The sequence below is a fragment of the Methylobacterium sp. GC_Met_3 genome (genome assembly GCF_026540775.1).
Taxonomy (GTDB): domain Bacteria; phylum Pseudomonadota; class Alphaproteobacteria; order Rhizobiales; family Beijerinckiaceae; genus Methylobacterium.
The window spans coordinates 14,596-40,188 of record NZ_JALNUL010000019.1 but is presented as its reverse complement, the minus strand read 5'-3'; the positions used below and the strand labels follow the sequence as shown (position 1 = coordinate 40,188).

Annotated in this window: 23 protein-coding genes; 7 read left to right on the top strand and 16 right to left on the bottom strand. The window is 69.3% G+C overall.

Features of this window, described 5'->3' with window-relative positions; genetic code table 11:
- Positions 1-616 precede the first annotated feature (616 nt).
- Complete coding sequence (locus OXS27_RS20185) at positions 617-1,654, top strand: class I SAM-dependent methyltransferase (RefSeq protein WP_267358385.1); 1,038 nt, start codon at positions 617-619, stop codon at positions 1,652-1,654.
- A gap of 312 nt (positions 1,655-1,966) precedes the next feature.
- Here OXS27_RS20185 and OXS27_RS20180 read toward each other — a convergent pair whose 3' ends face one another.
- The gene (locus OXS27_RS20180) at positions 1,967-3,301 is read right to left on the bottom strand and encodes an LLM class flavin-dependent oxidoreductase (protein ID WP_243921491.1); all 1,335 of its coding nucleotides are present in this window, start codon (positions 3,299-3,301) and stop codon (positions 1,967-1,969) included.
- 386 nt (positions 3,302-3,687) lie between these two features.
- Between OXS27_RS20180 and OXS27_RS20175 the strand changes: the two genes are divergently transcribed.
- Positions 3,688-5,850 (top strand): molybdopterin oxidoreductase family protein, encoded by a 2,163-nt coding sequence (locus OXS27_RS20175; protein WP_267358384.1) that lies wholly within the window; start codon positions 3,688-3,690, stop codon positions 5,848-5,850.
- A 163-nt stretch (positions 5,851-6,013) separates the two neighbouring features.
- Here OXS27_RS20175 and OXS27_RS20170 read toward each other — a convergent pair whose 3' ends face one another.
- From OXS27_RS20170 to OXS27_RS20155, 4 genes are read right to left on the bottom strand one after another with little or no spacing between them, the layout of a single operon-like run.
- On the bottom strand, positions 6,014-6,424 hold the full coding sequence (locus OXS27_RS20170) for a response regulator (protein WP_267358383.1): 411 nt from the start codon (positions 6,422-6,424) through the stop codon (positions 6,014-6,016).
- Between the two features lie 55 nt (positions 6,425-6,479).
- A complete protein-coding gene (locus tag OXS27_RS20165; protein ID WP_267358382.1) occupies positions 6,480-6,941 on the bottom strand; it encodes a hypothetical protein in 462 nt (153 codons plus the stop codon).
- A gap of 19 nt (positions 6,942-6,960) precedes the next feature.
- Positions 6,961-7,458: a hypothetical protein gene (locus tag OXS27_RS20160; protein ID WP_243921484.1), complete on the bottom strand. Its 498-nt coding sequence runs from the start codon at positions 7,456-7,458 to the stop codon at positions 6,961-6,963.
- 32 nt (positions 7,459-7,490) lie between these two features.
- Entirely contained in the window at positions 7,491-8,942 is a 1,452-nt protein-coding gene (locus OXS27_RS20155) for a chromosome partitioning protein ParA (RefSeq protein WP_267358381.1), read from the bottom strand.
- Positions 8,943-9,498: 556 nt separating this feature from the next.
- Here OXS27_RS20155 and OXS27_RS20150 point away from each other — a divergent pair.
- Both OXS27_RS20150 and OXS27_RS20145 read left to right on the top strand, forming a co-directional pair.
- Positions 9,499-10,155, top strand: coding sequence for a peptidase inhibitor family I36 protein (locus OXS27_RS20150; protein WP_243921478.1), 657 nt, complete (start codon positions 9,499-9,501; stop codon positions 10,153-10,155).
- A 255-nt stretch (positions 10,156-10,410) separates the two neighbouring features.
- A complete protein-coding gene (locus tag OXS27_RS20145) occupies positions 10,411-10,623 on the top strand; it encodes a hypothetical protein (protein ID WP_243921477.1) in 213 nt (70 codons plus the stop codon).
- Positions 10,624-10,666: 43 nt separating this feature from the next.
- On the opposite strand, the gene OXS27_RS20140 is transcribed toward OXS27_RS20145, so the two are convergent.
- From OXS27_RS20140 to OXS27_RS20110, 7 genes are all read right to left on the bottom strand, one after another.
- Entirely contained in the window at positions 10,667-11,113 is a 447-nt protein-coding gene (locus OXS27_RS20140; protein WP_243921475.1) for a response regulator, read from the bottom strand.
- A gap of 101 nt (positions 11,114-11,214) precedes the next feature.
- On the bottom strand, positions 11,215-13,434 hold the full coding sequence (gene paoC / locus OXS27_RS20135) for an aldehyde oxidoreductase molybdenum-binding subunit PaoC (RefSeq protein ID WP_267358380.1): 2,220 nt from the start codon (positions 13,432-13,434) through the stop codon (positions 11,215-11,217).
- A gap of 3 nt (positions 13,435-13,437) precedes the next feature.
- Complete coding sequence (locus OXS27_RS20130) at positions 13,438-14,388, bottom strand: xanthine dehydrogenase family protein subunit M (protein ID WP_267358379.1); 951 nt, start codon at positions 14,386-14,388, stop codon at positions 13,438-13,440.
- Complete coding sequence (paoA, locus tag OXS27_RS20125) at positions 14,385-14,945, bottom strand: aldehyde dehydrogenase iron-sulfur subunit PaoA (protein WP_243921469.1); 561 nt, start codon at positions 14,943-14,945, stop codon at positions 14,385-14,387. Before paoA ends, OXS27_RS20130 begins: the two co-directional genes overlap by 4 nt.
- A gap of 251 nt (positions 14,946-15,196) precedes the next feature.
- A complete protein-coding gene (locus tag OXS27_RS20120) occupies positions 15,197-15,394 on the bottom strand; it encodes a hypothetical protein (protein ID WP_243921467.1) in 198 nt (65 codons plus the stop codon).
- Between the two features lie 132 nt (positions 15,395-15,526).
- On the bottom strand, positions 15,527-18,001 hold the full coding sequence (locus tag OXS27_RS20115; RefSeq protein ID WP_267358378.1) for an EAL domain-containing protein: 2,475 nt from the start codon (positions 17,999-18,001) through the stop codon (positions 15,527-15,529).
- Between the two features lie 101 nt (positions 18,002-18,102).
- On the bottom strand, positions 18,103-18,507 hold the full coding sequence (locus tag OXS27_RS20110; RefSeq protein WP_346733084.1) for an NUDIX hydrolase: 405 nt from the start codon (positions 18,505-18,507) through the stop codon (positions 18,103-18,105).
- Positions 18,508-18,673: 166 nt separating this feature from the next.
- Between OXS27_RS20110 and OXS27_RS20105 the strand changes: the two genes are divergently transcribed.
- The gene (locus OXS27_RS20105) at positions 18,674-19,279 is read left to right on the top strand and encodes a CYTH domain-containing protein (protein ID WP_267358377.1); all 606 of its coding nucleotides are present in this window, start codon (positions 18,674-18,676) and stop codon (positions 19,277-19,279) included.
- Positions 19,280-19,417: 138 nt separating this feature from the next.
- On the opposite strand, the gene OXS27_RS20100 is transcribed toward OXS27_RS20105, so the two are convergent.
- Together OXS27_RS20100 and OXS27_RS20095 are read right to left on the bottom strand one after the other, a co-directional pair.
- A complete protein-coding gene (locus tag OXS27_RS20100) occupies positions 19,418-19,954 on the bottom strand; it encodes a hypothetical protein (RefSeq protein ID WP_267358376.1) in 537 nt (178 codons plus the stop codon).
- Positions 19,955-20,224: 270 nt separating this feature from the next.
- Positions 20,225-20,464, bottom strand: coding sequence for a hypothetical protein (locus OXS27_RS20095; RefSeq protein ID WP_243921459.1), 240 nt, complete (start codon positions 20,462-20,464; stop codon positions 20,225-20,227).
- A gap of 351 nt (positions 20,465-20,815) precedes the next feature.
- On the opposite strand from OXS27_RS20095, the gene OXS27_RS20090 reads away from it, so the two are divergent.
- Positions 20,816-22,387 (top strand): ABC transporter substrate-binding protein, encoded by a 1,572-nt coding sequence (locus OXS27_RS20090; RefSeq protein WP_243921457.1) that lies wholly within the window; start codon positions 20,816-20,818, stop codon positions 22,385-22,387.
- 135 nt (positions 22,388-22,522) lie between these two features.
- Here OXS27_RS20090 and OXS27_RS20085 read toward each other — a convergent pair whose 3' ends face one another.
- Positions 22,523-24,559, bottom strand: a complete 2,037-nt coding sequence (locus OXS27_RS20085; RefSeq protein WP_243921455.1) for a molybdopterin oxidoreductase family protein — start codon at positions 24,557-24,559, stop codon at positions 22,523-22,525.
- A 200-nt stretch (positions 24,560-24,759) separates the two neighbouring features.
- Here OXS27_RS20085 and OXS27_RS20080 point away from each other — a divergent pair, with 200 nt between their 5' ends.
- Positions 24,760-25,257: a peptide deformylase gene (locus tag OXS27_RS20080; protein ID WP_267358413.1), complete on the top strand. Its 498-nt coding sequence runs from the start codon at positions 24,760-24,762 to the stop codon at positions 25,255-25,257.
- A gap of 76 nt (positions 25,258-25,333) precedes the next feature.
- On the opposite strand, the gene OXS27_RS20075 is transcribed toward OXS27_RS20080, so the two are convergent.
- Positions 25,334-25,570: a hypothetical protein gene (locus OXS27_RS20075; protein ID WP_267358375.1), complete on the bottom strand. Its 237-nt coding sequence runs from the start codon at positions 25,568-25,570 to the stop codon at positions 25,334-25,336.
- Positions 25,571-25,593 lie beyond the last annotated feature (23 nt).

Genomic DNA, 25,593 nt, shown 5'->3' with positions numbered 1-25,593 from the left:
GGCAGCGATAACCTGACGGCACGGCGCGGGCTCCGCACCCGACCCCGTTGGCTGCGCCGAAGTCTGCACTTCTGCGGATCGCGTCGCACGCGCCGTCCACGCGAAACGGCCGAACGCCGACCAGCGAGCGCTGCAGCAGCTTTGCAGGGCCGCTCAACCGACGGCGGGGCCCCCTACGAGCCGTGGCCTGCGGGGGAGCCAACCGCGACACTGCATCAGTGAAGAAACCTGAGCGTTCGCGAAACAACCAACCGCTGTCAAACCGCGCGCCAGGAAAATTTCTGCAGGAACAGCTTGTCGTTCAAAAATAAAGTATTTTATGCGCTGGCTCATATTCGATGAGCGATTTTTTTGGAAGATAAAGAAGCTTTCAAGATCCTTATTTTGCGAAAATATCTTTCAATCCATTCTCGAAACCGGCCCACATAAACCATTAAAGCTGGCCATAAAGTGGGATATGGCTTATGAAGGTCTAAAATGATTGCAGGATCCGACTGAATGATGGCGATTGATGTGCTGCGGAGAGCCGGTGGCGTGCGCTGGCGCAACCTGAGCGCACCCGCCTTGGTACCCCCGCCTCGGCAGCGCGCCGCCGCGATGATCGGCGGTTGACCCGATGCGCCGCCTGCACTTCGACGCCCTGAAGCCGATCTGCCCGACCTGCCGCCGCACCGCGCTGGTTCTGGAGCCGGGCGCGCAGGCGACGAGCAACGCGGTCGTGTCCGGGGTCCTGCGCTGCCTCGATCCGGAGTGCGGTGAGCGCTTCCCGATCATTGCGGGCGTTCCGATCCTGGTCCCGGACGTCCGCGGCTGGCTCGCGGTGAATCTTCCACTCGTCCTGGCGAGCGATGTCGAGGATGCGGCGGTCGAGGCGGTGATCAGTGCGGCGCTCGGGCCGGACGCGGCCCACAACATCAGCCGCGCGCAGCAATCGCGATACGCCCACGATCATTACGGCGACCTGTTCGCAAGCGAGCCGGACGGTGCGGAGCCGCCGCCCGGCCGCGCCCGGCATTGCCTGGCGGAAGCCCTGCGGCACCTTGGCGTTGGGCGCGGCCCGAGGCTCGATATCGGCTGCACCGCCGGCCGAACCAGCTTCGATCTGGCGGCCGCCTACGACGTGCCGGTGCTCGGCGTGGACCTGAACTGGCCCCTGCTGCGGATTGGCCGGGGCATCCTCGATCGGGGCCTGCTGCGCTACCCGCTCCGGCACGGCGGCGACGCCTATGAGCGTCGGGAAACCTACCACTTCCCGCCCGAGGCCGAACGGGTGGATTTCTGGATCGCCGATGCCCAGGCCCTCCCGTTCGCCGCGAACACGTTCCGCCTCGTCGTCGCGCTGAACGGGCTCGACTGCGTACCGGACCCCGCGCGCCTCGTCGCCGAGGCCAGCCGCGTCACGCGGCCGGGCGGCGACATCGCGTTCGCGACGCACTTCGATCAGGCTCCTCAGGCCCTAGCGCCGTCCGCATGGCTCGAAGGTCCCGATGCCCTTGCGACGATGATCGCCGCAGCCAACGCCGACATCCCCGGCGCCAAACCCCTGAAGCCGACTCGGCCGCCCCTCGACCTCCCCTGGCCCGTCCGCCAGCAGGACGAGGGCACGGTCGTCCACCGGTCAAGGCTGATGACGATGACGGCGGGGGCGGATTGAGCGCGGCACACGCCGTCGCGTAGGCGGGGACGGCCGCAACTGGTAATCCCGGCCAGCAACCGAGGCCAAACGCGACGGGCACGGGACCCCGATCCCGATCGACCGCAGAAAGGCCGGCGAGGGTCCGCCATGTCCCTATCCGCCAAGCTGCAGCGGAGCGCGCCGGAGAGAGCGGCCCGTTCGGGTGGGCTTGATCGGGGCCGGCAAGTTCGGCTCGATATACCTGTCGCCGGCGCCCCGCACGCCGGGGATCCGCGGCGGAGGGAGAGAAGCCGGGCCGGCGCGCGTTCCCGCCGAGAACCGCAGGCTCGATCACCCCTGACGCAGCGGCTGACCGGCCGGCGGCCGCGTGCCGAGATGGCCGCGCAGGGTCCGGCCCTCGTACTCCGTGCGGACCAGGCCGCGGCGGCGGAGTTCCGGAAGCACCAGTTCGATGAAGTCGTCGAGCCCCCCGGGCAGGGTCGCCGGCATGATGTTGAAGCCGTCCGCGCCCTGCTTTTGGAAGCGCTCCTCCATCTCGTCCACGATCTGGGCGGGCGTCCCGACGATCTGCGAGTGGCCGCGCGCGCCCGCGATCCGCAGATAGAGCTGGCGTAGGGTCAGCCCCTCCCGGCGGGCGAGGTCGAACATCAGTTGCTGGCGCGACTTGGCGCCGTTGGCCTCAGGCAGTTCCGGCACCGGCCCGTCCGGATCGTAGCCGGAGAGGTCGAAGCCGCCGATCATCCGCTCCAAGAGCGCAAGACCGACCACGGGGTCGATCAGGTCCTGGAGCGCCTCGAACTTCGCCCGTGCCTCCGCCTCGCTGCGTCCCACGACGGGGAACAGGCCCGGCATGACCTTCAGATCGTCGCGCTCACGTCCGAAGCGGCCCATCCGGTCCTTCAGGTCGCCATAGAATTCTGTCGCCTCGTCCAGCGTCTGGTTGGCGGTGAACACGATCTCGGCGGTGCGCGCCGCGAGATCCTTGCCGGGGCCCGACGCGCCGGCCTGCACCAGCACCGGCTGGCCTTGGGGCGTGCGCGAGATGTTGAGCGGGCCCCGCACCTCGAAATGCGTGCCGTGATGGTTGAGGGGGCGAAAACCGTCCGGCTTCGAGAACTGGCCGGATGCCTTGTCGATGACCACGGCCTCGTCGTCCCAGGTGTTCCACAGGCCGAGGACGACGTCGACGAACTCCTCCGCGCGCTCGTAGCGGTCGCCGTGCCGCGCGATCCGGTCGGCGCCGAAATTGGCGGCCTCCGCGTCCGTGGTCGAGGTCACGAGGTTCCAGCCGGCGCGGCCGCCGCTGAGATGGTCCAGAGAGGCGAACCGGCGGGCGACGTTGTAGGGCTCGTTGAAGCTCGTCGAGGTGGTCGCCACCAGCCCGATCCGGCTCGTCACCGCCGCCAGCGCGGAGAGCAGCGTCACCGGCTCGAAATGGGTCGAGCGCGCCGTCCGCTCGCTGGAGCGCAGGTTGCCGTCGCGGATGCCGGTCCCGTCTTCAAGGAACACGAGGTCGAACTTCGCGGCCTCGGCCTTCTGCGCCCAGCCGACATAGCGCTCGAGGACGAGGCCGCCATCCGCCTCGCTGGAGGGATGGCGCCAGCCGGCGATATGATGCCCGGTGGCGTAGAAGAAGGCGCCGAGGCGCAGCGTGTCGTGTCGCATGACCGATGGACTCGTGGCGGTGCGGGCGGAACGTGAGTCCGCCGATGTGAATCAGGCCGGTGGGCGGGATGCAACCGCCGCCCGGATCCGGGCCCGCGATTGAGAAGCGTCTTCTCCAGATGGGGCCCCAGGCGGCGGTTCGCGACGCCACGGGGCCGCGGCGGGAGACGCACGCGCGGTGACGATCGATCCCGTCACCCGGCCTTCGCCCATGGCCGGGCGGGCGATCACCGAGCATGAATAGCGCCGGCTATGCAGCACGATAGCGCTACTCAGGAGCTTTAACGAGACGTGATTTGGAATTGTTCGAAATTCAATGCATCATAAATCCGCATTGAGCCGCCCCCGCACGACAAGAAGGCTGGACGCTCGTGCGCGGAGGAATCATGAACGAGATCGTCAAGCCGGACTCCCTGATCGTGGCCGAGGCCGAGAGCCTGACCGAGACCTTCTTCGGGGGCTGCCCGCACGACTGTCCGGACACGTGCTCGATGCTGTTCGACGTCAAGGACGGCCAGCTCCAGGGGGTGCGCGGCAACCCGGATCACCCGATGACCCGCGGCGGTCTCTGCGTGAAGCTGAAGGACTACGAGAAGCGCCACTATCACCCGGACCGGCTCCTCTACCCGATGAAGCGGGTCGGGCCGAAGGGGTCGAAGCAGTTCGAGCGGATCACCTGGGACGAGGCGCTGGACACCATCGTCACGCGCTGGAAGGCGATCATCGACCAGTACGGGCCTGAGGCCATCGCGCCCTACAGCTATCTCGGCAACCAGGGGCTGGTGCACGGGCTGAACGGCGGCGACGCCTTCTTCAACCGGATGGGCGCCACGGTGACCGAGCGGACGTTCTGCGGCGAGGGCTCATGCACCGCGTGGCTGCTCACGGTCGGCCCGACCGCGGGCCTCGACCCGGACAGCTACATCCACTCCAAGTACATCGTGATCTGGGCCTGCAACTCGGTCAGCACGAACCTGCACCACTGGGCGATCGTGAAGGACGCGCAGAAGAAGGGCGCCAAGGTCGTGGTGATCGACGCCTACGCGTCCCGCACCGCCAAGGCGGCCGACTGGCACATCGCGCCGAAGCCCGGCACCGACGGCGCGCTCGCCATGGCGCTGATCAATTCGATCATCGAACAGGGCCTCGTCGATCAGGACTACGTCGACAACCACACGGTCGGCTTCGCGGAGCTGAAGGAGCGGGCGAGCACCCGCACGCCCGAATGGGCCTCGGAGATCACCGGGGTCCCCGCCGAGGACATCCGCACGCTGGCCCGCGAACTCGCCACGGCCCAGCCCGCCGCGATCCGCATGGGCGTGGCGCTGGAGCGGCACTACGGCGGCGGCCAGACCATCCGGGCGGTGACCTGCATCCCGGCGCTCACCGGCGCGTGGCGTCATGTCGGCGGCGGCGTCACGCAGTTCGGGGTCTGGGAGCATCCCTACAAGTTCGACGTGATGTGCCGGCCCGACCTGATCCCGGAGGGCACCCGCGTCGTCTCGAACCTGCAGATCGGTCGCGCGCTGACCGGCGAGATGCAGCTCGACCCGCCGATCATGTCGATGATGTGCTGGAACTCGAACCCGGTCACGCAGGCGCCCGAGACCGACAAGATCGTCGAAGGGCTGATGCGCGAGGACCTGTTCATGGTCTCGGCCGAGCACTTCATCTCGGACACGGCCTCCTACGCCGACATCCTGCTGCCGGCCACGATGGGCGCCGAGATGGAGGACATGATCCTGTCCTGGGGTCACCTCTACCTGACGTACAACACCAAGTGCGCCGAGGCGCCGGGCGAGGCGATCCCCAACAACGAGATCTTCCGCCAGCTCGCCGCCCGGCTCGGCTTCGAAGAAGAGAACTTCACGTGGACCGATGGCGAGTGCTTGGAGCACTACGTCGATTGGTCCGCCCCGGCCTGCGAGGGCATCGACCTCGCCTATATGCGCGCGCACGGCTTCGCCCGCCTGAAGGTCGGTACGCCCGACGACCGCGCGCCGCACAAGGACGGCAACTTCCCGACGCCGACCGGCAAGTGCATGTTCATGGTCGAGGGTGCCACGAATTTCGTCGCGCCGCCGTTCCGGCAGATGTACGAGGGCTTCCAGCCCGGCGAGGCGCTCGATCCGCTGCCCGATTACCTCGGCCCGCGCGAGTCCCACACGAACGACCCGGAGCTGGCCAAGCGCTTCCCGCTCAACATCGTCTCGCCCAAGAGCCACTACTTCCTGAACTCCTGCTACGCCAACATGGAGGACAAGCAGAAGGGCCAGGGCGAGCAGTTCGTGATGATCAGCCAGCACGATGCCGACGCGCGCGGCATCCGGGACGGCGACCGGGTCAAGGTCGGCAACGACCGCGGCGCCTTCAAGGGCGTCGCGCGGATCACCGACGACGTGAAGGCCGGCATCGTGGTGGCGACGCTCGGCTACTGGCGCCAGCTCAACGAGGGGACGGTCAACAGCATCTCGTCCGGCGCCTTCACCGACATGGGCCACGCCCCATCCTTCTCGGACAATCTCGTCGAGGTCGCCCGGGCGAATTGAGGGTCGGCGAACGGGCCGCTTTTCCCTCCCCCTTGTGGGGAGGGGCCGGGGGTGGTGCAGGATCACGTGTGACGGTGCCTTCTGCACCAGCCCCACGCGGGATCTGCGATCCCCAAACTCCTCCCCGAATGGGAGAGGAAAGAGTCCCAGCCCGGCCCCTGCCCTACTGGCGCAGCGGCTCCGGCTTCTGCCCGTCGGGGAGCATTTCCCGCAGGTGGTCGTGGACCATGTCGGCGGTGAACGGCTTGCCGATGAAGCGAGCCCCCTCCGGCATGTCGCCCGGCCCCGGCTGCAGTTGCCCGGACGCCACCACGATGGCGATGTGCGGCCAGCGCTCAGAGGTCTCGCGCGCGACCGCAAAACCGTCCCGCGAGCCCGGCATCTGCACGTCGGTGAACAGCAACACGATCTGGGCGTGCTCCCGGCCGAGCAGCGTTATCGCCTTATCGCCGTCGCTGGCCTCGAACGTGCGGAACCCGGCCTCCGACAGGATGTCCATCGCGTCCATGCGGATGAAACCGTCGTCGTCGACGACGAGGGCATAGGGCGCCGGGGGCTGGGCTGATCCGCTCATCCCCCGATAAGTCCTAACCCAGGTCAAAGGTTCGCGCGCGCTGGCGCGGCCGGGATCAGTCCCCGTCCATGACCCCGGCGCGGTCCCCGACCCGGTCGAGCAGATCCTCAAGCCGGAACACCGACCGCTCGGCCACGAAGGCCCTGTGCTCGGCCTGCATGATGCGGAACTCGGCCTCCATGCAGCGCACGACGACGCGCTCGTAGTCGGAGGAGATCTCCGCGAGGGCGCGCTCCAGGTCGGCGTTCCGCCGGTTGATCTGCGACAGCTCGGCTTCGAGCGCCTGGATCGTCGCGTCCTTGACGGTGCGTTCCTCGTAGAGCCGCTGGAACAGCCCGCTCGCCCGCTGCTGAATGACGGCGCGCCACCCCTGGAAGCCGCGGATCTCATCCGCGGCCTGCCGGATCAGCGCGAGGGTCAGGCGCGGATCGATGACCCGGAAAGCCGCGTGCGAATCCTGCGCCCGCGGTATCGCCTCGGCGATCACGGTGGCCTCTATCGTCGTCGATTGCGCCATCGTCGCACGAGGACCGAGGCTACTCGGTCTCGTTGGGCACGCTGGTTACGGGAGCGGGCCTGGTACGGTTGCCGAAGGCCTCGATCGCCGCATCGTGGAGACGCACGAGCCATTCCTCGGCCTCCGCGGCCCGCACCTCGGCCAGCCGGACCCGCTCCTCCGACCGCGCCAGGTTCTGCACCCCCGTGGCGACCTCCTGCTCCAGGCGCCGGATCTCGAGATCGGCCTGGGCGACGACCTGGGCCAGCTGCGCCTCCAGCTCGGCCGCCCGCTCTTCGCCAACCCGGATGGCCTCGCTGGCCTCGCGGATCAGGTCGACGGCCGAGGCCCATTCGCGGGTGACGGTAGGGCCGCCCTCGTTCGGGCTATCGGCCGTGGCAAAGGTCCCGTTCCGGCTCTCGAGACCCATGAAACTGACCACCTTCTCGGGGGACGCGTCCGCCTTCGCCTGCCACGCGCGCATCATCACGTTCGGGCTGCCGTTGTAGGCGGTGTCGATCGAAGCCCTATCGCTCATCGTTGGAAAACCCCTCACAGGTCAGCATCGGATCAACCGGCCGTGCCGGGAGATGCGAACGGGTGCACGTTGCTCGGCTCGCCGCGCTCGGCGGGCAGGGCCGGCTCGTGCAGCAGGCCCTCGCCCATCCCGTCCGGCTTGCGCCAGCCGCGGCCGGAGCGCTTGAGCGCCTCGTACTGCTTCTGGAGCGTCGCCCGGGTCTCGCGGGCGATGTCGAGGGCGCCCTGCACCAGGGCCCGCTCCGAGCGCTCGTTCTGAAGATCCTCGGCAAGGCGCCGGTTGGTGGCCTCGAACTCGATCCGGGCGGCCTCCTGGCGGTGGGTCAGCTGCTCGATCCGCTCGGTCAGGGCGGCGTTGCGGGTCCCCGCCTGCTCCAGGGCGGCGTCCTTGGCGGCGAGCGCCTTGGCCAGCATGTCGCAGCGCGCATCGAGGTCGCCGCGGGCGCGCTGCATCTCGACGAAGCGCTCCGTCTGCCGGGCGAGATCCTCCTGGACGGTATCCAGACGCCGCTCCGCGGTGACGCGGGCGATGTTGGTCTCCTTGAAGTTGCGCTCTGCGAGCCGGTGGGCCTCGTCGCGCTCGCGCAGCTGCGCCCGGGCTTGGCCCAGGAGCTGCTCGTTCGTGTCCGCCCGGTTGGCGGCGGCCTCCAGCTTCATGGCGAGCGCCGAGCGCTCGGTGCGCAGGGCGGCCGTGTCGGTCTCGAACTGGGCTTCGAGGCGGGCGCGATTCGCGACCTCGGTCGCGAGCTGGCCCTCGGCCGTCCGCGCCTTCTGCCGCTCGGACTCGACCGCGCCCTCGACGGTCCGGAACCGGGACTCGAGCTCGTCGAGGCGCAGGATCTGATCCTCGTTCTGGCTTCGCAGCCGCCGGTTGTCCTGTTCAAGGGCCGCCAGGGTCTCCCGCGCCGCCTGCAGATCGTGCTCCGTCCGCGTCAGCGCGCTGTCGGCGGCCTGGGCCTCCGTCCGCAGCGCCTTGCCCTCGGCGACCAGCGCCTTGCCCTGCTCGATCTCGGCGGCGAGGCGCCGCTCCAGATTCTCGAAGGCCAGCACCCGGTCCCGGAGCTCGATCGCCTGCGCGGCCAGGACGGCGTCGCGGGCGTGGAGCTGCTCCTCGGCCCGGGCCACCCGCGCAGAGGCCTCGGAATACTCGTTGGTCAGGATCGAGATGCGGGCCGAGAGTTCAGCGGCCTCCAGACGGACCGCCTTGCCGGTCTGGAACTCCTGGGCCAGCGAGGTCTCCAGCTCGGCGATGCGCATGCTCGCCCGCGGAAGCTCGTCGCTGATGCTGACGATCGGCTCCAGGATCGACACGAAATCGTCCTGCAGCGAGCGGATGTCCTCCAATCGGTCGACCATGGCGTCGATGCGCTGCCGCAGCATCTCGTCGCGCTTGCCGATGGCGTCGAGGGAGGAATGGGCCCGATCCGGCAGGGCAGCCCGCTGAGCCGGCGCCTCGGCGTTCAGGCGCGTCCGGGCCTGCGGCATCGTGGGCTCGGTTGCCGGCCGGGAAGCCGACTGGGCCGATCCATGAGCCGACCCCTGAGGCTCGGATCCCCCCTCGGACGAGGAGAGCATGTTACGAAACGACGTCCACGCCATGAAACGAGCTCGATCGCGCCCACAATCCGGGCGAATTAACTAAATCTTAATCCAATAAGACTGTCGAGCGATATTTTGCCCTCTACTTGGCAGTTCACAGGATCAAACTAGAAGCGACGCGCGACACGGCTTTCTGACGTCCGGAGGACTTCCGGCGGCAGGCAGGGGCCGCATCGTCCAGTGCCGCCGGCCGGGGCTGGGCAAGATCGTTCCACCACGCCCAGCGGGTCAGCGCCGACGGGGCGTCGGACATGCCGCGCGCATCGGAGCCGGCCCTGGATCAACCGTTAACGCATCGTTAACGATTTACCGGACGTTAATAAACCTGTCCCTGGCCCGATACTGAGAAATCCTCGATCGCGGGCGCCCGGTGTCGCTTATGGGTGACGAAAACTGTGTTTCGGGCCCTGACCCGGCGATGACGGCGCGCGGAGGATTTTCGGTGACGGCGATCGTTCTGGCGGTGGCGCCTGTCGAACCTCTGCGTGAGGGCCGGCGCTCCTACACACCCCAGATTCTCCTCGCCGTCGGCTGGGTCGGCCTGTTCGCCTACTGCACCGCCTACTTGACCGAGGACATGCCGTTCCGGATGTCGGCGCCCCTGGCGGTCGGGGAGCCGCTGTTCGACCCGCCGGAGGATCTGCCGCGCCGGGCGCTGGCAATGGTCCGGCCGGAGGATCCGACGACCACCTTGGCGAGCGTCGCCGTCCCTGCGGCGACGGCTCCCGTGGTCGAGGCGGCCTCCGCACACGCCCCCATGACGCCTGCCCAGCCGGCCGTTCCAGCCGCGACGCCTCGTCCGGCCGCCGATTATGTCGGGACCTGGGGCCCGACGGCGGAGGCCTGCGCCGCCCCGTCGCGCCGGCACGGTTACCTGCCGGCCACGATCACGCCCGAGCGCGCCAGGGCCGGCGACACCCTCTGTACGTTCCGCGACCCACACCGTTCCGGCAATGCCTGGACCATGGCGGCCGAATGCGGGGACCGGGACCGCCGCTGGTCCTCCCAGGTCCGCCTCGTCGTCGAGGGCGACCGCCTGACCTGGACGAGCGCCTGGGGCACGTCCGCCTATATCCGCTGCGGCCGCCGCACCGGCTGAGATGGGGGCATCCGTCGGGCGGTCCTCAGTGACCGATGCCCGTGGAGCTGACCCGCGACGTTGACCATCATCGCCGGCGTATCCCGCCGGGTCCGGGCGCTTCCGCTCTGAGACCGCGTCCGCGCGAACCCGCTTACAGCCGGCTAACCACGACGCGTGATTCCGCGACCTGAACCACTCCGACCCCGGACGCAGACGGGTTATTTAGACGTGGCCCGCGACGCGGGACAAGCGAATGAGTCGAGGAGGTCTCCGATGGCGGATCCGAACGGGCAGCAGCTTTCGGACGAGGAACTCGATCGCTTGGCCCGCAAGTTGTTCGCGGAGGTCCGGGCGGAGAGCCCCGAGGCGAAGGCGGGACGGGCCCTGGAAAGCGCCGGCGCGATCGCCGGAGCAGTCATCCCGGTCCTGCCCGACTGGCTCCTGTCCGATGACGGCGCTGCGAAGGCGAGCGAGCGCGCCGACTGACCGGTGCCCGCCACGGTTGGCCGGCGCGATCAGGGGGCCGGCGTCAGCGGGCCTCCTGCCCGCTTCCCATGGTGCCGAGGTCGGGCGCGGTGTCGGAAATGTCCAGGCCGCGTGCGGTGAGCACGGCCCGCAGGGCGGTCGCGAGCCCATCCGCGGTGAATGGCTTGCGCAGGTAGCCCGCCCCCATCGGCACCTCACCCTCGGCCGGCCAGGCGAACCCCGATACGATCAGGATCGCGCGTTCGGGCCAGCGCGCCGCCACCGCCTTGGCGAGGGTGAAGCCGGTGAGAGGCGCGCCCGCGAGATCGACATCCGCCACCATGGCGACGAGGTCCGGCCGGGCTGCCAGATGCGCTTGCGCGGCCTCGACGGTGGATGCCTCGGCCACCGCGTAGCCGGCCTCCCGCAGAGCCGCGGCCGCCTCCATGAGCTGCACGGGATCATCCTCGACCAGCAGCACCGCGGGCCGCGGCGCATACGCGTCCGCCATAAGGATCTCCAAGCGACAGATGCCGCATCAACGCGGCCGGGCTCGATCCGGCCCGGTCACTTTGTCGTGGCGGCCCGGGAGGGGCATCCCTCCCGGGCCGTTCAGGCCGCGTCCGGCATCCGGTCGATCAGCTTGTCGAGGGTGATCGGATAATCCCGCACGCGGATGCCGGTGGCGTTGTAGATCGCGTTGGCCACCGCGGCGGCGATCCCCGAGATGCCGAGTTCGCCCACGCCCTTCGCCTTCATGGGCGAGGACATCGGATCGGTCTCGTCGAGGAAGATCACCTCCTGGTGCGGGATGTCGGCGTGGACCGGCACCTCGTAACCAGCCAGATCGTGGTTGGCGAAGAAGCCGCGCTTGGTATCGACCGCCAGTTCCTCCATCAGAGCCGCGCCGGTGCCCATGACCATGCCGCCGATCACCTGGCTGCGGGCCGATTTCGGGTTGAGGATCCGCCCGGCTGCGCAGACCGCCAGCATCCGCCGGACCCGGACCTCGGCGGTGTAGACGTCCACCGCGACCTCGACGAAGTGGGCGCCGAAGGTCGAGACCTGCTGCGTCTTCGAGAAATCGCCGAACTCGATCGTATCCTCGGCGACCAGCTCGCCCTCGGCCGCGGCCTGGGCCAGCGGGATGGCGCGGTTGCCGGCGCGGACCTCGCCGTCCTCGAACACCGCGTCGGTGGCGTTGAACCCGAGTTTTTGGGCGATCGACTCCCGCAGCTTCACGCAGGCCGCGTAGACGCCCGCGGTCGAGGAATTGGCACCGAACTGGCCGCCCGAGCCCGACGAGACCGGGAAATCGGAATCGCCGAGGCGGACCACCACACGATTGAGGGGCACGCCCATCATCTCGGCGGCCGTCTGCGCGATGATCGTGTAGCTGCCGGTGCCGATATCGGTCATGTCGGTCTCGACCGTGACCGTGCCGCCGGCATCGAGCCGCACCCGGGCGCCCGACTTCATCACCATGTTGTCGCGGAACGCCGCCGCCATGCCGAGACCGACGAGCCACTGCCCGTCTCGCACCTGGCCGGGCTTCGGGTTGCGCTTGGCCCAGCCGAACCGCTCCACGCCGAGCTTGAGGCAGCCCACGAGGTCGCGCTGCGAGAAGCGCAGATCCGGCTTGGTCGGGACGACCTGTGTGTCGTTGCGGATGCGGAACTCCACGGGGTCGAGGCCGAGCTTCTCCGCCATCTCGTCCATGGCGACTTCGAGCACCGCCAGTCCCGGGGCCTCGCCGGGCGCCCGCATGGCGTTGCCCTCCGGCAGGTCGAGCCGGGCGAGCTTCATGGCGGTCAGGCGGTTCTTGCCCGCGTAGAGGAACTTGGTCTGGTTCACCGCCGTCTCGGGATCGCCATCCGGCAGGTTGCCGGACGTGCTCTCGTGCGCGATCGCCGTGATGGTGCCGTCCTGCGTGGCGCCGATCCGCACCCGCTGGATCGTGGCCGGCCGGTGGGTGGTGTTGTTGGCGATCAGCGGGCGCGTCAGCGCGACCTTCACAGGGCGCCCGGCGGCCTTCGCGGCCAAAGCCGCCAGCACCGCGTCGGCGCGTACGAACAGCTTGCCGCCGAAGCCGCCGCCGACATAGGGGGCGTCGAGCCGGACCTTGTCCTTGGGCAGGTTCAGCATCTTGGCGAGGCTGCCGTGGCCCCAGCCGATCATCTGGTTGGACGTCCAGAGCGTGACCTTCTCGCCGTCCCAGGCCGCCACCGTGGCGTGCGGCTCCATCATGGCGTGGCTCTCGTCGGCGGTCTTGTAGGACGCGTCGAGCGTGACCGGCGCCTGCGCGAACGCCGCCTCGAAATCGCCGACGCGCTCCTCGCCGTTGCCACCGCTGCCCTCGCCGCTGTCGGCCGGGACCGGCTCGGCATCCTTGGCGGCAGCCGCGAGATCGAACACGCCGGCTTCCGGGGCGTAATCGACCGTCACGAGGAACGACGCCGCCCGGGCCTGCTCGAAGGTCTCGGCCACCACGACCGCGACGGCCTGATGGTAGTGCTGGATCACGTCGCCGCCGAACAGGTAGGCGACGTTCATCACGCCGCGCTCGACCCGGGGGGTGTTGAGGGTGGTGACGATCGCGATCACGCCGGGGGCCTGCCGGGCCGACGCGGTGTCGATGCTTCGCACCCGGCCCTTGGCGATGGACGAGCCCAGCACGTAGCCATAGGCGGCGTCCGGCGCCACGTCGTGGCGCTCGTAGGCGTAGGGCGCGGTACCGGTGGTCTTGTACTTGCCATCGATCCGGTCGGTGGCGTGGCCCACGACCTTGAGGCGGTCGATCGGGTTCGGGCCGGCTTGGGTATCGAACTTCATGGTTCAGGCCCTCGCTTGGTTGAGCGCCGCGCTGAGTGTCCGCTCGGCGAGCGTCAGCTTGTAGGCGTTCTCGTGGGTCGGCTTGGCGTCGGCGAAAACCCGGCTTGTCACTGCCTTGGCGCCCTTCGGCAGGTCGGCCTCGGCCGCCTCGACCCGCCAGGGCTTGTGGGCGACGCCGCCGAAGGCGACGTGGCCGCTGCCGTCCTTGCCCAGGATCGCCGCCACCGAGACCAGCGCGTAGGCGTAGGACGCCCGGTCGCGGACCTTGCGGTAGATGTGCGTCCCAACAACCGGCTTCGGCAGCGTCACCGCGGTGATCAGTTCCCCGGGCGCGAGGTTCGTGTCGCGGGACGGCTCGTCGCCGGGCAGGCGGTGGAACTCGGCGATCGGGATTTTTCGCGCGGCGCCAGCGGCGTCGATCGTCTCGACGGTGGCGTCGAGCACCCGCATGGCCACCGCCATGTCGCCGGGATGTGTGGCGATGCAGGCCTCGCTGCCGCCGATCACCGCGAGCTGGCGGCTCACGCCGTCCAGCGCCGAGCAGCCGGAGCCGGGCTGGCGTTTGTTGCAGGCCTGCGCGGTGTCGTAAAAGTACGGGCAGCGGGTCCGCTGGAGCAGGTTGCCGGCGGTGGTCGCTTTGTTGCGCAACTGGCCGGAGGCGCCGGCGAGAAGCGCGCGGGCGAGGACGCCGTAATCCGTGCGCACCCGCGGATGGGCGGCGAGATCTGTGTTGCGCACCAGGGCGCCGATGTGCAGACCGCCCTCGTCTGTCGGCTCCACCGTGTCGAGGCCGAGCCCGTTCACGTCCACGAGGTGGCGCGGGGTCTCGATCTGCAGCTTCATCAGGTCGAGGAGGTTGGTGCCGCCGGCGATGAACTTCGCCTCCGGCGTGCGGGCGACCGCGGCGGCGGCCTCGGCGGGGGAGCTGGGACGCTCGTACGTGAAGGACTTCATGCCCGCGCTCCCGCGACCTCGGTCATCGCCTCGACGATGTTGGAATAGGCGCCGCAGCGGCAGATGTTGCCGCTCATGCGCTCGCGGATCTCGGCTTCGGTGACCTGGGGCGTGGCCTCGAGGTCGGCGGTGACATGGCTCGGGATGCCGGCCTTGATCTCTTCGAGGACGGCGACGCCCGAGCAGATCTGGCCCGGCGTGCAGTAGCCGCACTGGTAGCCGTCATGCTTCACGAACGCGGCCTGCATCGGATGCAGGTGGTCCGGCTGGCCGAGGCCCTCGATCGTGGTGATCTCGGCGCCCTGATGCATGATTGCCAGCGTCAGGCAGGCGTTGATGCGCCGGCCATCGACGATCATCGTGCAGGCGCCGCACTGGCCGTGGTCACAGCCCTTCTTGGAGCCCGTCAGGTGCAGGTGCTCGCGGGCGGCATCGAGCAGGCTGGTGCGGGTGTCGAGTTCGAGTTCGCGGCGCTGCCCGTTCACCGTGAAGGTGACTGTGGCGAGGACTGGCTCGTCGGTTCGTGTCGCGGCCGCCGTGGCGGTGGCTCCCACCATCAAAATCTCTCCGGTTCAGATCGAACTGTGCAGGCGGTGCATCGCTGGGCTCCGGCCGACTCGGCCGGTCGCGAAACGGAGTGCCTGAGGGCAACGTTAACACCCTGGATCGGCTCCAAGGTAGGCGGCGGACGCGCGACGATCAGGGGTTCGGACAAAGCTGGGCCCATCCGTCGCGGCCATCGAAGGCGTGTGGCCAAAGGAAAGGGCCGACCCGAAGGCCGGCCCCATCCGCCATCCGTGCGCAGCGCTTACTCGGCCGCGGTCATCTCGGGGGTGTAGTGGCCGCACCAATCCGCGGAGGCGACCACGGGCCAGAGCCCCTTCGCTTCGGGCGCAGGCTGGCTGACGGGCGGGTTGAAGCGGCACAGGCCGGCATCGTTCTGCGCGATGGCGCCGTTGCCCTTGTGCTCGTCGAAGAACCGGCAGGTCTCGCACTTGGCGTTCATGATCAGGCTCCCGTGGGACCGGCGACCGCAGGGTCGTCCGGGCGTCGTTTCAGCAGACCGTTCAAAACTTAGAAACGATCCAATCTGCTGAACCAACGGCGGGATGCCGCCTCGGTTCCCGCTGCGACGGCGTCAGCCAACCCGCGTGAGGCGGGGGGCGGCCCGGGCAACCATGTCGGCGGTGGGTTCGAGCTCTGTGGCGTAGTCGGCGATCGGGCGCGGCTTGCCGAACAGGTAGCCCTGCATCTCGCCGCAGGCTTCCTCGGCGAGGAACGCCCGCTGCGCCTCGGTCTCGACGCCCTCGGCCACCACTCCCATGCCCAGGCTGCGGCCGAGGCCGAGCACGGCCCGCACGATCACGGCCGCCTGCGGCTCCGAGCCGATCTGGGCCACGAAGGAGCGATCGATCTTGAGCTTGTCGAACGGGAAGGCCTGGAGGGTGGCCAGCGACGCGTAGCCGGTCCCGAAATCATCCATGCTGATCCGGATGCCGTAGTTCCTCAGGCGCCGGAGGATGCCCACGGCCCGGTCCATGTCGTTGATGATGATGCTTTCCGTGACCTCAAGTTCCAGGCGGCCGGGCGCCAGACCGGTCTGCGCCAGGATGGCCAGGACCCGCTCGGGCAGTTCGGGTCTCTGGAACTGCCGCGGCGAGAGGTTGACGGCGACCTTCAGGGGCTGCGCCCACCCCGCGGCCTCGCGGCAGGCCGCGCGCAGCACCCACTCGCCCAGCGCGACGATCAGCCCGGTCTCCTCGGCCAGCGGCACGAAGACGTCCGGCGCGATGTTGCCGCGCACCGGGTGGACCCAACGCAGAAGCGCCTCGAACCCGATCAGCGCGCCGGTCCGGCCGTCCACCTGCGGCTGGTAGTGGAGGCTGAGCCCGTCCTCATCCATGGCTTGGCGCAGGTCGCGCTCCAGCACCCGGCGCGCCTCCGCCTCCTCGTCCATGGCGGGCGTGAAGACGCGGAACGTGCCGCGCCCCTCGGCCTTGGCCCGGTAGAGGGCGAGGTCGGCGCGCCGGTACAGGCACTCCGCCGCCATGCCGTGCTCGGGGGCGAGCGCGATGCCGACACTGAGGCCGACGCCGATCCGGTGCTCACCCACGCAGAGCGGATGGTCGAACAGCGCGATGAGGCGCTCGGCCAGGGCACCAGCCTCCGCGAACCCGCCGGGGGTTAGCACGGCGAACTCGTCGCCCCCCAAGCGGGCCACAGCCCCGGCCCCGGCAACGCTCACGAGGGCGCCCGCGATGTGCCGCAGAAGCGCGTCCCCGGCCTGATGGCCGAGGCTGTCGTTCACGCCCTTGAACCCGTCGAGATCGAGGTACAGGACCGCGCAATCACCCGCATGCTGGGCGATGTCGGCCAGACTCCGCTCCACGGTCTCGTGGAACGGGGCCCGGTTCGGCAGACCGGTGAGCACGTCGTGGCGGGCGAGGCGCGCCACCTCGGCCTCGGCGGCCTTGCGCTTGGTGATGTCGGTGAAGGTCCGCACGAAACCGCCATCCGCCAGGGGCACGGTGCGGACTTCGAGCACGCGGCCGTTCGGGCGCGCGCGCTCGTGAACATGAGCCTGCCCCGCTTCGCTGCGCGCCACCCAGGCGCGGAAGGCCCGGTCGGTGCGGTTCCGCTCCCGCTGGCCGGCCTGATAGCGCAGGACCGCCCGGTAGCTCGGCTGGGCCTGCATCATCGCCCGCGGCAGATCGAGCAGCGCCAGCGCCCGCTCGTTGCACACGCGCACGATGCCGCCCGCATCGACCTTGATGAGCCCCTGGTCCATGCTGTCGAGGGCTTCGTCCAGCAGCCGGGTCTTCTCTTGAAGCATGCGGCCCTGGCGGGCCAGCGCGACGTTCATGCTGTGCAGGCGGTCCAGCATCAGCGTCAGGGCGCCGAAGCCCAGGATCACCGCCATCACGGCGGCGATCACCCCGGCCAGCACGCGGCGGTCGAGGCCGAGCTGCGGGACAGCCAGGGCCGGATCCGGCACCACCTGGATCGCCGCCATGGCCAGGAAGTGAAGCAGCGCGATCGCCAGCGTCAGGATCGTGGCCGCCGCCGCCCGGGTGAGACCGTCGGTGCCGCGGACATGGACCGCCATGCCGGCCGCCGCCAGGAGCACGCCCGCCACGATGGCGGTGCCGGCGAGCGCGCCGTCCCAGGTGAAATGCCCGGGCAGCCGCACTCCCGCGATGCCGAGGAAGTGCATGCAGGCGATGCCGAGGCCGAGGACGAGGCCCGCACCCGCGCCTGCCCAGGCCGACGGCCGCGTCGAAGGTTCCGCGGACGAGCCCGATCGCGCGAACAGGAACGCCGCCGAGGCGGCCGCGATGGCGACGACGAGCGAGAGCAATGTGGTCCGTGGCTCGTAGCCCAGGACCACGCCGGGATCGTAGCCCAGCATGCCGATGAAATGCGTGCTCCAGATCCCGGAGCCGATCGAGAATCCGGCCGCCAGGAGCCAGATCAGGTCGGAGCCGTTGGTGCGGGTCCGGACCCGCTGTTCGAGCTTCAGCGCGACCAAGCAGGTGATCCAGCACACGCTGGCGGCAAGGACCACCACCCAGGCGGTGTGCTCTTCGGTCAAGCAGGTGAAGGCACGGTACATCGAGGCAATCCAACCGGCGGTATTGTCCGGCAGGTTACGCATCGAATACTAATCAGAAGTTGCACACCGCTACGGGAATATGCAACTCGCGCCACGGATCCTCAAACTTGGCTGCGGCGAGGTCCGGCGGTGAAGTCCGCGAGCAGACGCCGAAGGTCGTCCTCGTGGACCAGGCGTGCCGCATCCTCCGGCGCGAACCACCGGAGTGTCCGCTGCGCCTGCTCCGGCCAGTGTGGGTGCTCGATCTCGACCCGGAGCGGATAGACGCGCACCTTGCAGGGCAACGCGCGCCCTTGGGTAAGGCGCTTCTCGTAGCGGTACCAGCCGACCGGATCGGCTGCGATCTGTCCGGTCAGACCGGCCTCCTCGAACGCCTCACGCGCGGCGGCCTGATGCGCCTTGCGGCCGATCATCGGCCAGCCCTTGGGTATGATCCAGCGCCCGGTATCCCGCGAGGTGATCAGCAGCACCTCGATCCGGCCGTCCGGGCCGACCCGGAACGGCAGCGCCGCAACCTGCTTAAGCGGCTTGGCCCGCGCCTTCCGGAGTCGTTTCTTCAGACTCGGGCTTTTTGATTCCGTTTTCAGCGATGATCTCGCGGGTATGAGGAATGAGTTTTCCGGTAGCGATTCTGCAATCTTTGATCTCCCACCGCCTTTACATAGTTGATAAATGCGGTTTTGCATCACGTTCCAATGCGCAAAGAGCCGTGCTTGTCACGCGATCCTCAGGATCGGACAGCGTGCTTGCGGCGCGATGATTTGTCGGCGAAAGTTCCAGGGTTCAACGACCCAGAGTCGCAGCATGGCTGTCGAAATCGAGCGCAAATTCATCGCGAGCCCGGCTGTGCTGACGCACTGCCGGTCGGGGACGCCGCTGATTCAGGGCTATCTCTACACCGATGCCGCCAACACGATCCGCATCCGCCAAGCGGGCCAGCTTATGCTGGTGACGTGGAAAAGCCCGCGGCGCGGCACATCCCGCGAAGAGGTCGAGTTCGCGATCCCCCGGGCGGACGGCGTGGCGCTGCTGGCGGGCGTGCCGGCCAGCCGGCGTCTGGAGAAGACGCGCTTCCGGGTCGTGCATGCCGGAGCCGTCTGGGACGTCGATGTATTCGGCGGCGCGCTGGCGGGCCTGATCCTGGCGGAGATCGAACTCGAGCGCGAGGATCAGCCGGTGATCTTTCCGCCGTGGGTCGAGTGCGAAGTCACGGATGATGCGCGATACCGCAATTCGCGCTTGGCCGGCGGTTCGATGCCCCTGCAGGCGGCGGCGTGAACTTGGGTGATCGGTCGCGGGCGCCGGGAGAACTCGCCGCCTGTCGAGGGCGAACACCGTTGCGCGTAATGCGATCCTGAGAGTCGACTGCCGGCCGCCGCAAGAACGGCCAAGGCCGTCGCACGGCCCGCATTCGTCTCAGCGGAGATAGGGCGGGAGCCGCCGCTTCCAGCGTTCGCCGAGCCGGAGCTCCTTCGTCCGACGCCAGGCCGCGGGCCGCGGCGGCGTGCCCCGTTCGGGCCCGGCTGGATCCGCAGCGAGCGGCTTCGACGGACCAGCCTCGGGCTGGATCGCAGCGGCGCGGATCTCTGGCAGCGGCTCGACCGGCGTAGACGTCCGGACCGCCGGCGTGACCGCGGGGGCCTTCTCGCGGCGGGTCCGCGTCCGCCGCGGCTCGATCGCGGGCTCCGGCTCCGGCTCGTCCGTGTTCTGGAACATGGGCACGAGGCTCGGCAGGACGCGACGGGCCGGGGCATCCGGCTCCTTCAGCCCCGGGGCTGGCGCCGCATCGAGGGCCGGCAGCACCGGCCTCGGCTTCGGCTCTGCCGCCTGGACCAGCTCCGGCCAGAGAACCTTGTCGGGTCGCGCCTGCGGCTCGACATCTCTCAGAGCAGTGCGGGGGGTCCGGGCGTTCTTGACTTCGACCATAAATGGCCGCGCGCTACGGCGCTTCATGTACAGCGATCCTTGGAAGCATTCGAACCGAAACGTCGGCGGCGCGAACACTCTTAGGTTATGCCTGATCTCACGGAATGTCCAGAAACACGATTCCGTATCCGCCGAATTTCTTTGTTCACAAGGTCAGTCGTGACGACCCCGATGGAACGCCGGGATGAGAGCGCCCGTCGCCGAAGTGAACACCGGTTCGGCGCAAGGGGGTGCGCCAAAACGCGGGTTTAGGGCCGTGCGCGATTGAAACCCGATCGGGCACGACCCTTGGTCTGATCAGGCGGCCTGCAGCACCCCGGCGGCCGCCGCGCCCTGCGGCGCACCGGCGCGGCTGCCGCCGAACAGGGATTGATAGAGGGCCGCCGGCGACCGGGTCCGGCCGTTCCCGTCGGTGATCGTCACGTCGGCCATGCCGGCGGCGATCAAGCTCATGCCCTGGTCCAGGGCGTTGAGGACGGATGCGTGCTGATAGGCGAACCGGCGCGCGGAGACACGCGCGGAGACCGTGAAATTCATGGCGTGACGTGATCCTGGAGAAGCCTGTCCGGTCATCGGACCGGCACGGCGGCTGTGTCTCGCCGACCGGATCCACGCCCGAGGGACGTCCTGATTGGCCGCGCGCGACCACCCCGGCCGTGTGGAAGTCAATAAAGTCTTTCTGTTGACAAAACCTTGTCCATGCCACCGGCCGTCGGAAACATGCGCTCATATCGGGTCGAATAAAGTGCTTCTGACGCCCGTCCCGCCGCGCGAGGCGCCGTTTGCGCAGCGGGACGGGCGGCCTGTTACAGCCTGCGGGCCGTTCCTGCCTCTCCTGGCCCGGGGCATGCTACGCTGCCGTGGACCTCACCGGGTGGACAGGCTGGCATGCTCAACAGACGATCCTTCATGGCCCTGTCGGGCGCGGCGCTGGCCGCCCCGGCGTTGGCGCAGGGCACGGCCGCGCGGGTCCTCAAGTTCATCCCGCAGGCCGACCTGACGGTACTCGATCCGATCTGGACGACCGCCTACGTCACCCGGAACCACGGGCTTGCGGTGTTCGACACGCTCTACGGCACCGATGCCAGCTACAGCGCCCAGCCCCAGATGGTGGCCGGGCATACGGTGGAGAACGACGGCACGCTCTGGCGGCTCACCCTCCGGCCCGGGCTGATGTTCCACGACGGCAGCCCGGTGCTCGCCCGGGATTGCGTGGCGAGCATCGCCCGCTGGGGCAAGCGCGACGCCATGGGCCAGACGCTCATGGCCTATACGGACGAACTCTCCGCGCCGGATGACAAGACGATTCAGTTCCGCCTGAAAAAGCCCTTCCCGCTGCTGCCGGACGCGCTCGGCAAGGTCGCCTCAGCGATCTGCGCCATCATGCCGGAGCGGCTCGCCAAGACCGACCCGTTCACCCAGGTGACCGAGATGGTCGGCAGCGGGCCGTTCCGCTTCAAGGCCGACGAGCGCGTGGTCGGCGCCCGCGTCGTCTACGAGCGATTTGCTGGCTATGTCCCCCGCGAGGGTGGGGAACCGCAATGGACCTCCGGTCCCAAGCGCGTGTTCGTGGACCGGGTCGAGTGGAACGTCATCCCCGATCAGGCCACCGCCGCTTCGGCCATGCAGACCGGAGAGATGGATTGGTGGGAGCAGCCGCCGGCCGACCTCGTGCCGACGCTCTCCAAGCTGACGACGCGGATCGCCGACCCGACCGGCCTGATCGGCTGCCTGCGGATGAACCAGCTTCAGCCGCCCTTCGACAACCCGGCGATCCGGCAGGTGCTGCTGAAGGTGGTCGATCAGACCGACGTCATGCAGGCTGTGACCGGCACCGACCCCAAGCTGACCCACGTGCCGACCGGCTTCTTCTGCCCCGGCCTGCCGATGGCGAGCGATGTCGGGCTCGACGTCCTGACAGCCAAGCGCGACTACGAAGGCGCCAAGAAGGCGCTGGCGGCGGCCGGATACAAGGGCGAGAAGGTCGTGCTGATGGGCGCCTCCGACTTCCCGAGCCTGAAGGCGATGGCCGATGTCGCCGCCGACATGCTCACCCGCGCGGGCTTCAACGTCGATTACCAGATCATGGACTGGGGCTCGGTGGTGCAGCGGCGGGCCAAGAAGGACCCGGTCGCCCAGGGCGGCTGGAGCGCCTTCTGCACCTTCTGGGCGGGGCTCGATCAGGCCAACCCGGCCGTCAGTGCCTTCCTGCGGGGGACCGGCCAGACCGCGCCGATCGGCTGGCCGACCAGCGCGCGGATCGAGGCTCTGCGGGATCAATGGCTCGACGCCCCCGACACCGCCGCCCGCAAGGCGCTCGCGGCTGATCTCCAGCGCCAGGCCTTCATCGACCTGCCCTACCTGCCGCTCGGCCAATACTTCAACCAGACCTCGTACAAGCCGACCCTGACGGGGGTGCTCGACGGCGTGCCGGTGTTCTGGAACGTGAAGAAAGGCTGAGCGCCCATTCGAGAACCGGGTTTCCAGAGGGCTTCAGCCCTTTGGCGGGTTCTCAGGGCAGAGCCCTGAGATGCTTTGCAGGGCTCTGCCGTGGACCCACGAAAGGTCTCGACCTTTCGAAACGAGGACTGGGGCTCAGGCAGCCCGGACCCAGACGGCGGTGTCGTGGAAGGCGGCGCCGTCGTTGGGCGCCGCCGGGGCGGATCCGACCAGCGTGTTGATCCCGCTGCCACCGCCGAACGACGCGCTCGGCCACAGGCTCTCGACCACCACGACGCCCGGCTGCTGCCCCTCGGCGAGGCGGGCATGCAGCCGCACCCGGCCACGGACATTCCCGATCTCGATGGCGTCGCCCGTGGCGATCCCGAGCCGCGCCCCGTCCTCCGGATGAAGCAGGCAGGTCGGCCGCCCCTCCCGGCGGAGCGACTCGGGCACGTTGGTGAAGGTCGTGTTGAGGAACTGGCGGGCCGGTGGTGCGATCATCCGGAACGGGTGATCCGCATCGGCGGGCTCGGCCACCGGCCAGTGATCGGGCAGGACCGGCATCCCGGCCGCGCGGGGGCCGAGCGCCGCCCAGTCGGGGGCGAAGCGGAAGCGCCCGCCTGGATGGCCGAATCCGGTGAGGAAGTGGCTCTCGGCGAAATCCGGCTGCGCATCGATCCAGCCCGCCGCATCGAGCCGGTCGAGGCCGCCCCAGCCCGAGCGGGCCAGCGTGGCGTCGGCGAGTTCGCGGGCGCTCAGCTGGAAGCCCGCGTGGTCCGCCCCGAGCCGGGCGGCGAGCGCCGACAGCAGCGTGTGGTTCGAGCGGCACTCCCCCGGCGGCGTCAGGATCGCCGGCCCCGCCTGGATGTGGCTGTGGCCGCCGGCCCCGTAGATGTCGTCGTGCTCCAGGAAGGTGGTGGCCGGCAGGACGAGGTCGGCCAGCGCCGCGGTCTCGGTCATGAACTGCTCGTGCACGGCCACGAACACGTCCGGTCTCGCCAGCCCGGCGCGCACCCGGGCGCTATCAGGGGCCGAGACGGCGGGGTTGGCCGACTGGATCAGCATGGCGCGCACCGGCGGCCCGCCCTGCAGGGCGTCGGCATCGTCGGCCAGGATGGCGCCGAGCCGGCTCATGTCGAGCTCGCGCACGCCCGGCGCCTTGACGTCGAGCCCCTCCGTCAGGGTCTTGTCCCAGTTGAAGATCGCCGCCTGCTGCCAGAGCGCGCCGCCACCTTCATGCTGCCACGCACCGGTGACGGTCGGCAGGCAGGTCACCGCGTGGAGGTTCACGGCGCCGTTGCGGCTGCGGGTGAAGCCGAAGCCGCAGCGGATGTAGCTGCGCGGCGTCCGGCCGTAGAGCGCCGCGAAGGCCTCGATGGCGGCGGGATCCAGGCCGGTGATCGCCGCCGCCCATTCGGGCGTGCGCGCGGCCAGATGGGCCTCGAGCGCCGCCGTATCCTCGGCATGGGCGGCGAGGTAGGCCCGGTCCGCATAACCGTCGCGGAACAGGACGTGGAGCACCGCGCAGGCCAGAGCCCCGTCGGTGCCCGGCCGGGGGGCGAGGTGGAGGTCGGCCGCCGCCGCGGTGCCGGTGCGATAGGGATCGATCACCACCAGCTTGGCGCCCCGGACCTTCCGGGCGCGGCTGATATGGGTCATCGCGTTGACCTGGGTGCTCACCGGATTGCCGCCCCAGACGACGATCAGGTCCGATTGCGCCATCTCGCGGGGATCCGGCCCGGCGATCCGCCCGGTCCCGGCGCTCCAGCCCGCGATGGCGATCGCCGTGCAGATGGTGCGCTTGCGCCGCGAATAGCCCATCGCGTGGGTCAGGCGGTGGATCCCGTCCCGCTGGACGAGGCCCATGGTGCCGCCCGAATTGTACGGCCAGACGGCTTCCGGGCCGTAGCGTTCCGCCGCCTCGGCGAGGGCCGTGGTCAGACGGTCGAGCGCCGCGTCCCAGGAGATCCGCCGCCATTGTCCGCCACCTTTCGGGCCGACGCGCTCCAGCGGATGGAGGAGCCGATCCGGATGGTGGACGCGCTCGCCGTAGCGGCTGACCTTCGCGCAGATCACACCGGCCGTGTAGGGATTGTCGCCCCCGCGGACCGAAACGACGCGTCCGTCGTCCACCTGCACGTCGAGGCTGCAGGCGGAGGGGCAATCGTGCGGGCAGACGGTCCGGACCAAGCGATGAACTCCCGTGGCGCCGACAGGAATGATGCAAGGCCCGTGCGTTTTTGAGGCGGCTTGGCGAATCTGGAGGAGATCGGTGCGTGGTCTCCCGGTTCCTCCGCACCAACGGCACCGGTCGCACGGGCTCCGGATTGCCCTATCGCCCTGCCGCGATGCAGGAAGGCCGCAGCCATACCGTCCCAGGTGAACCGCCCATGCCGGCCCGCCCCCTCGTCCTGTTCCCGGATCCGCGCCTTTCGCATCCGGCCGCCCCGGTCGAGGCGTTCGGGCCGGACCTGTCGGCGCTCGTGGCCGATGTCTGGGACACGCTTCTGGAGGTCAGCGCCATCGGCCTCACCGCCCCGCATATCGGCGTGCCCGCCCGGGTCGTGGTGATCCGGATGTCGCCGGAGACGGAGCGGCGCGTCTACATGAACCCGGTTGTGCTCTGGGCCTCACCGGAAACGGCGACCCATGAGGAGGGCAGCGTCAGCATGCCGGGGGTGCGGGAACGGATCACCCGGCCGGCCCACATACGGTTCGGCTATCGCGACCTTGAGGGGGCGAAGCATGAGCAGATCGCGGAGGGTTTTGAGGCTGCGGTCGTCCAGCACGAGATCGATCAGCTCGACGGCGTCTTCTGGATCGACCGCTTGTCCCGCCTGAAGCGCGAGCGTCTGCTCAAGCGATTCGGCAAGACGAAATCAGGTTAACGTGCTCTTTGTCGAGTGGACACCTGTTTGGCACAACAGAGCGCAGCACAGCGACCCTGAAATCTGGCCAACACCCTCAGCGCAGGGCCAGCATCTGGACGGCGTGTGCGGCGACATCCTGCACCACCGGCATGTCGTAGGCGTAGATGCGTCCGGCCAGGATCACCAGGGCAAGCGTCCAAAACACGGCACCGCCGACACGCCGGGCGGTCCGGTCGCCGGAAACCTCCGGGCAGGCGCGGGCGACGCCGTCCGCGACGGGTTCGCCGAACGGATCGAAGGCTATCGGCTGGATTTCGGACGGCGTGCGCATGGTGGGAATGTTGCCTCGGACCC

Bases quoted from the DNA above. Each gene is read 5' to 3' on its own strand.
- OXS27_RS20105 (WP_267358377.1), top strand. From the start codon at position 18,674: ATGCGGTTTTGCATCACGTTCCAATGCGCAAAGAGCCGTGCTTGTCAC.
- OXS27_RS20160 (WP_243921484.1), bottom strand. From the start codon at position 7,458: ATGAGCGATAGGGCTTCGATCGACACCGCCTACAACGGCAGCCCGAAC.
- OXS27_RS20155 (WP_267358381.1), bottom strand. From the start codon at position 8,942: ATGCCGCAGGCCCGGACGCGCCTGAACGCCGAGGCGCCGGCTCAGCGG.
- OXS27_RS20090 (WP_243921457.1), top strand. From the start codon at position 20,816: ATGCTCAACAGACGATCCTTCATGGCCCTGTCGGGCGCGGCGCTGGCC.
- OXS27_RS20180 (WP_243921491.1), bottom strand. From the start codon at position 3,301: ATGCGACACGACACGCTGCGCCTCGGCGCCTTCTTCTACGCCACCGGG.
- OXS27_RS20130 (WP_267358379.1), bottom strand. From the start codon at position 14,388: ATGAAGTCCTTCACGTACGAGCGTCCCAGCTCCCCCGCCGAGGCCGCC.
- OXS27_RS20175 (WP_267358384.1), top strand. From the start codon at position 3,688: ATGAACGAGATCGTCAAGCCGGACTCCCTGATCGTGGCCGAGGCCGAG.
- OXS27_RS20140 (WP_243921475.1), bottom strand. From the start codon at position 11,113: ATGGCGGACGCGTATGCGCCGCGGCCCGCGGTGCTGCTGGTCGAGGAT.
- OXS27_RS20075 (WP_267358375.1), bottom strand. From the start codon at position 25,570: ATGCGCACGCCGTCCGAAATCCAGCCGATAGCCTTCGATCCGTTCGGC.
- OXS27_RS20165 (WP_267358382.1), bottom strand. From the start codon at position 6,941: ATGGCGCAATCGACGACGATAGAGGCCACCGTGATCGCCGAGGCGATA.
- OXS27_RS20095 (WP_243921459.1), bottom strand. From the start codon at position 20,464: ATGAATTTCACGGTCTCCGCGCGTGTCTCCGCGCGCCGGTTCGCCTAT.
- paoA (WP_243921469.1), bottom strand. From the start codon at position 14,945: ATGGTGGGAGCCACCGCCACGGCGGCCGCGACACGAACCGACGAGCCA.
- OXS27_RS20170 (WP_267358383.1), bottom strand. From the start codon at position 6,424: ATGAGCGGATCAGCCCAGCCCCCGGCGCCCTATGCCCTCGTCGTCGAC.
- OXS27_RS20185 (WP_267358385.1), top strand. From the start codon at position 617: ATGCGCCGCCTGCACTTCGACGCCCTGAAGCCGATCTGCCCGACCTGC.
- OXS27_RS20145 (WP_243921477.1), top strand. From the start codon at position 10,411: ATGGCGGATCCGAACGGGCAGCAGCTTTCGGACGAGGAACTCGATCGC.
- OXS27_RS20080 (WP_267358413.1), top strand. From the start codon at position 24,760: ATGCCGGCCCGCCCCCTCGTCCTGTTCCCGGATCCGCGCCTTTCGCAT.
- OXS27_RS20100 (WP_267358376.1), bottom strand. From the start codon at position 19,954: ATGAAGCGCCGTAGCGCGCGGCCATTTATGGTCGAAGTCAAGAACGCC.
- OXS27_RS20115 (WP_267358378.1), bottom strand. From the start codon at position 18,001: ATGTACCGTGCCTTCACCTGCTTGACCGAAGAGCACACCGCCTGGGTG.
- OXS27_RS20120 (WP_243921467.1), bottom strand. From the start codon at position 15,394: ATGAACGCCAAGTGCGAGACCTGCCGGTTCTTCGACGAGCACAAGGGC.
- paoC (WP_267358380.1), bottom strand. From the start codon at position 13,434: ATGAAGTTCGATACCCAAGCCGGCCCGAACCCGATCGACCGCCTCAAG.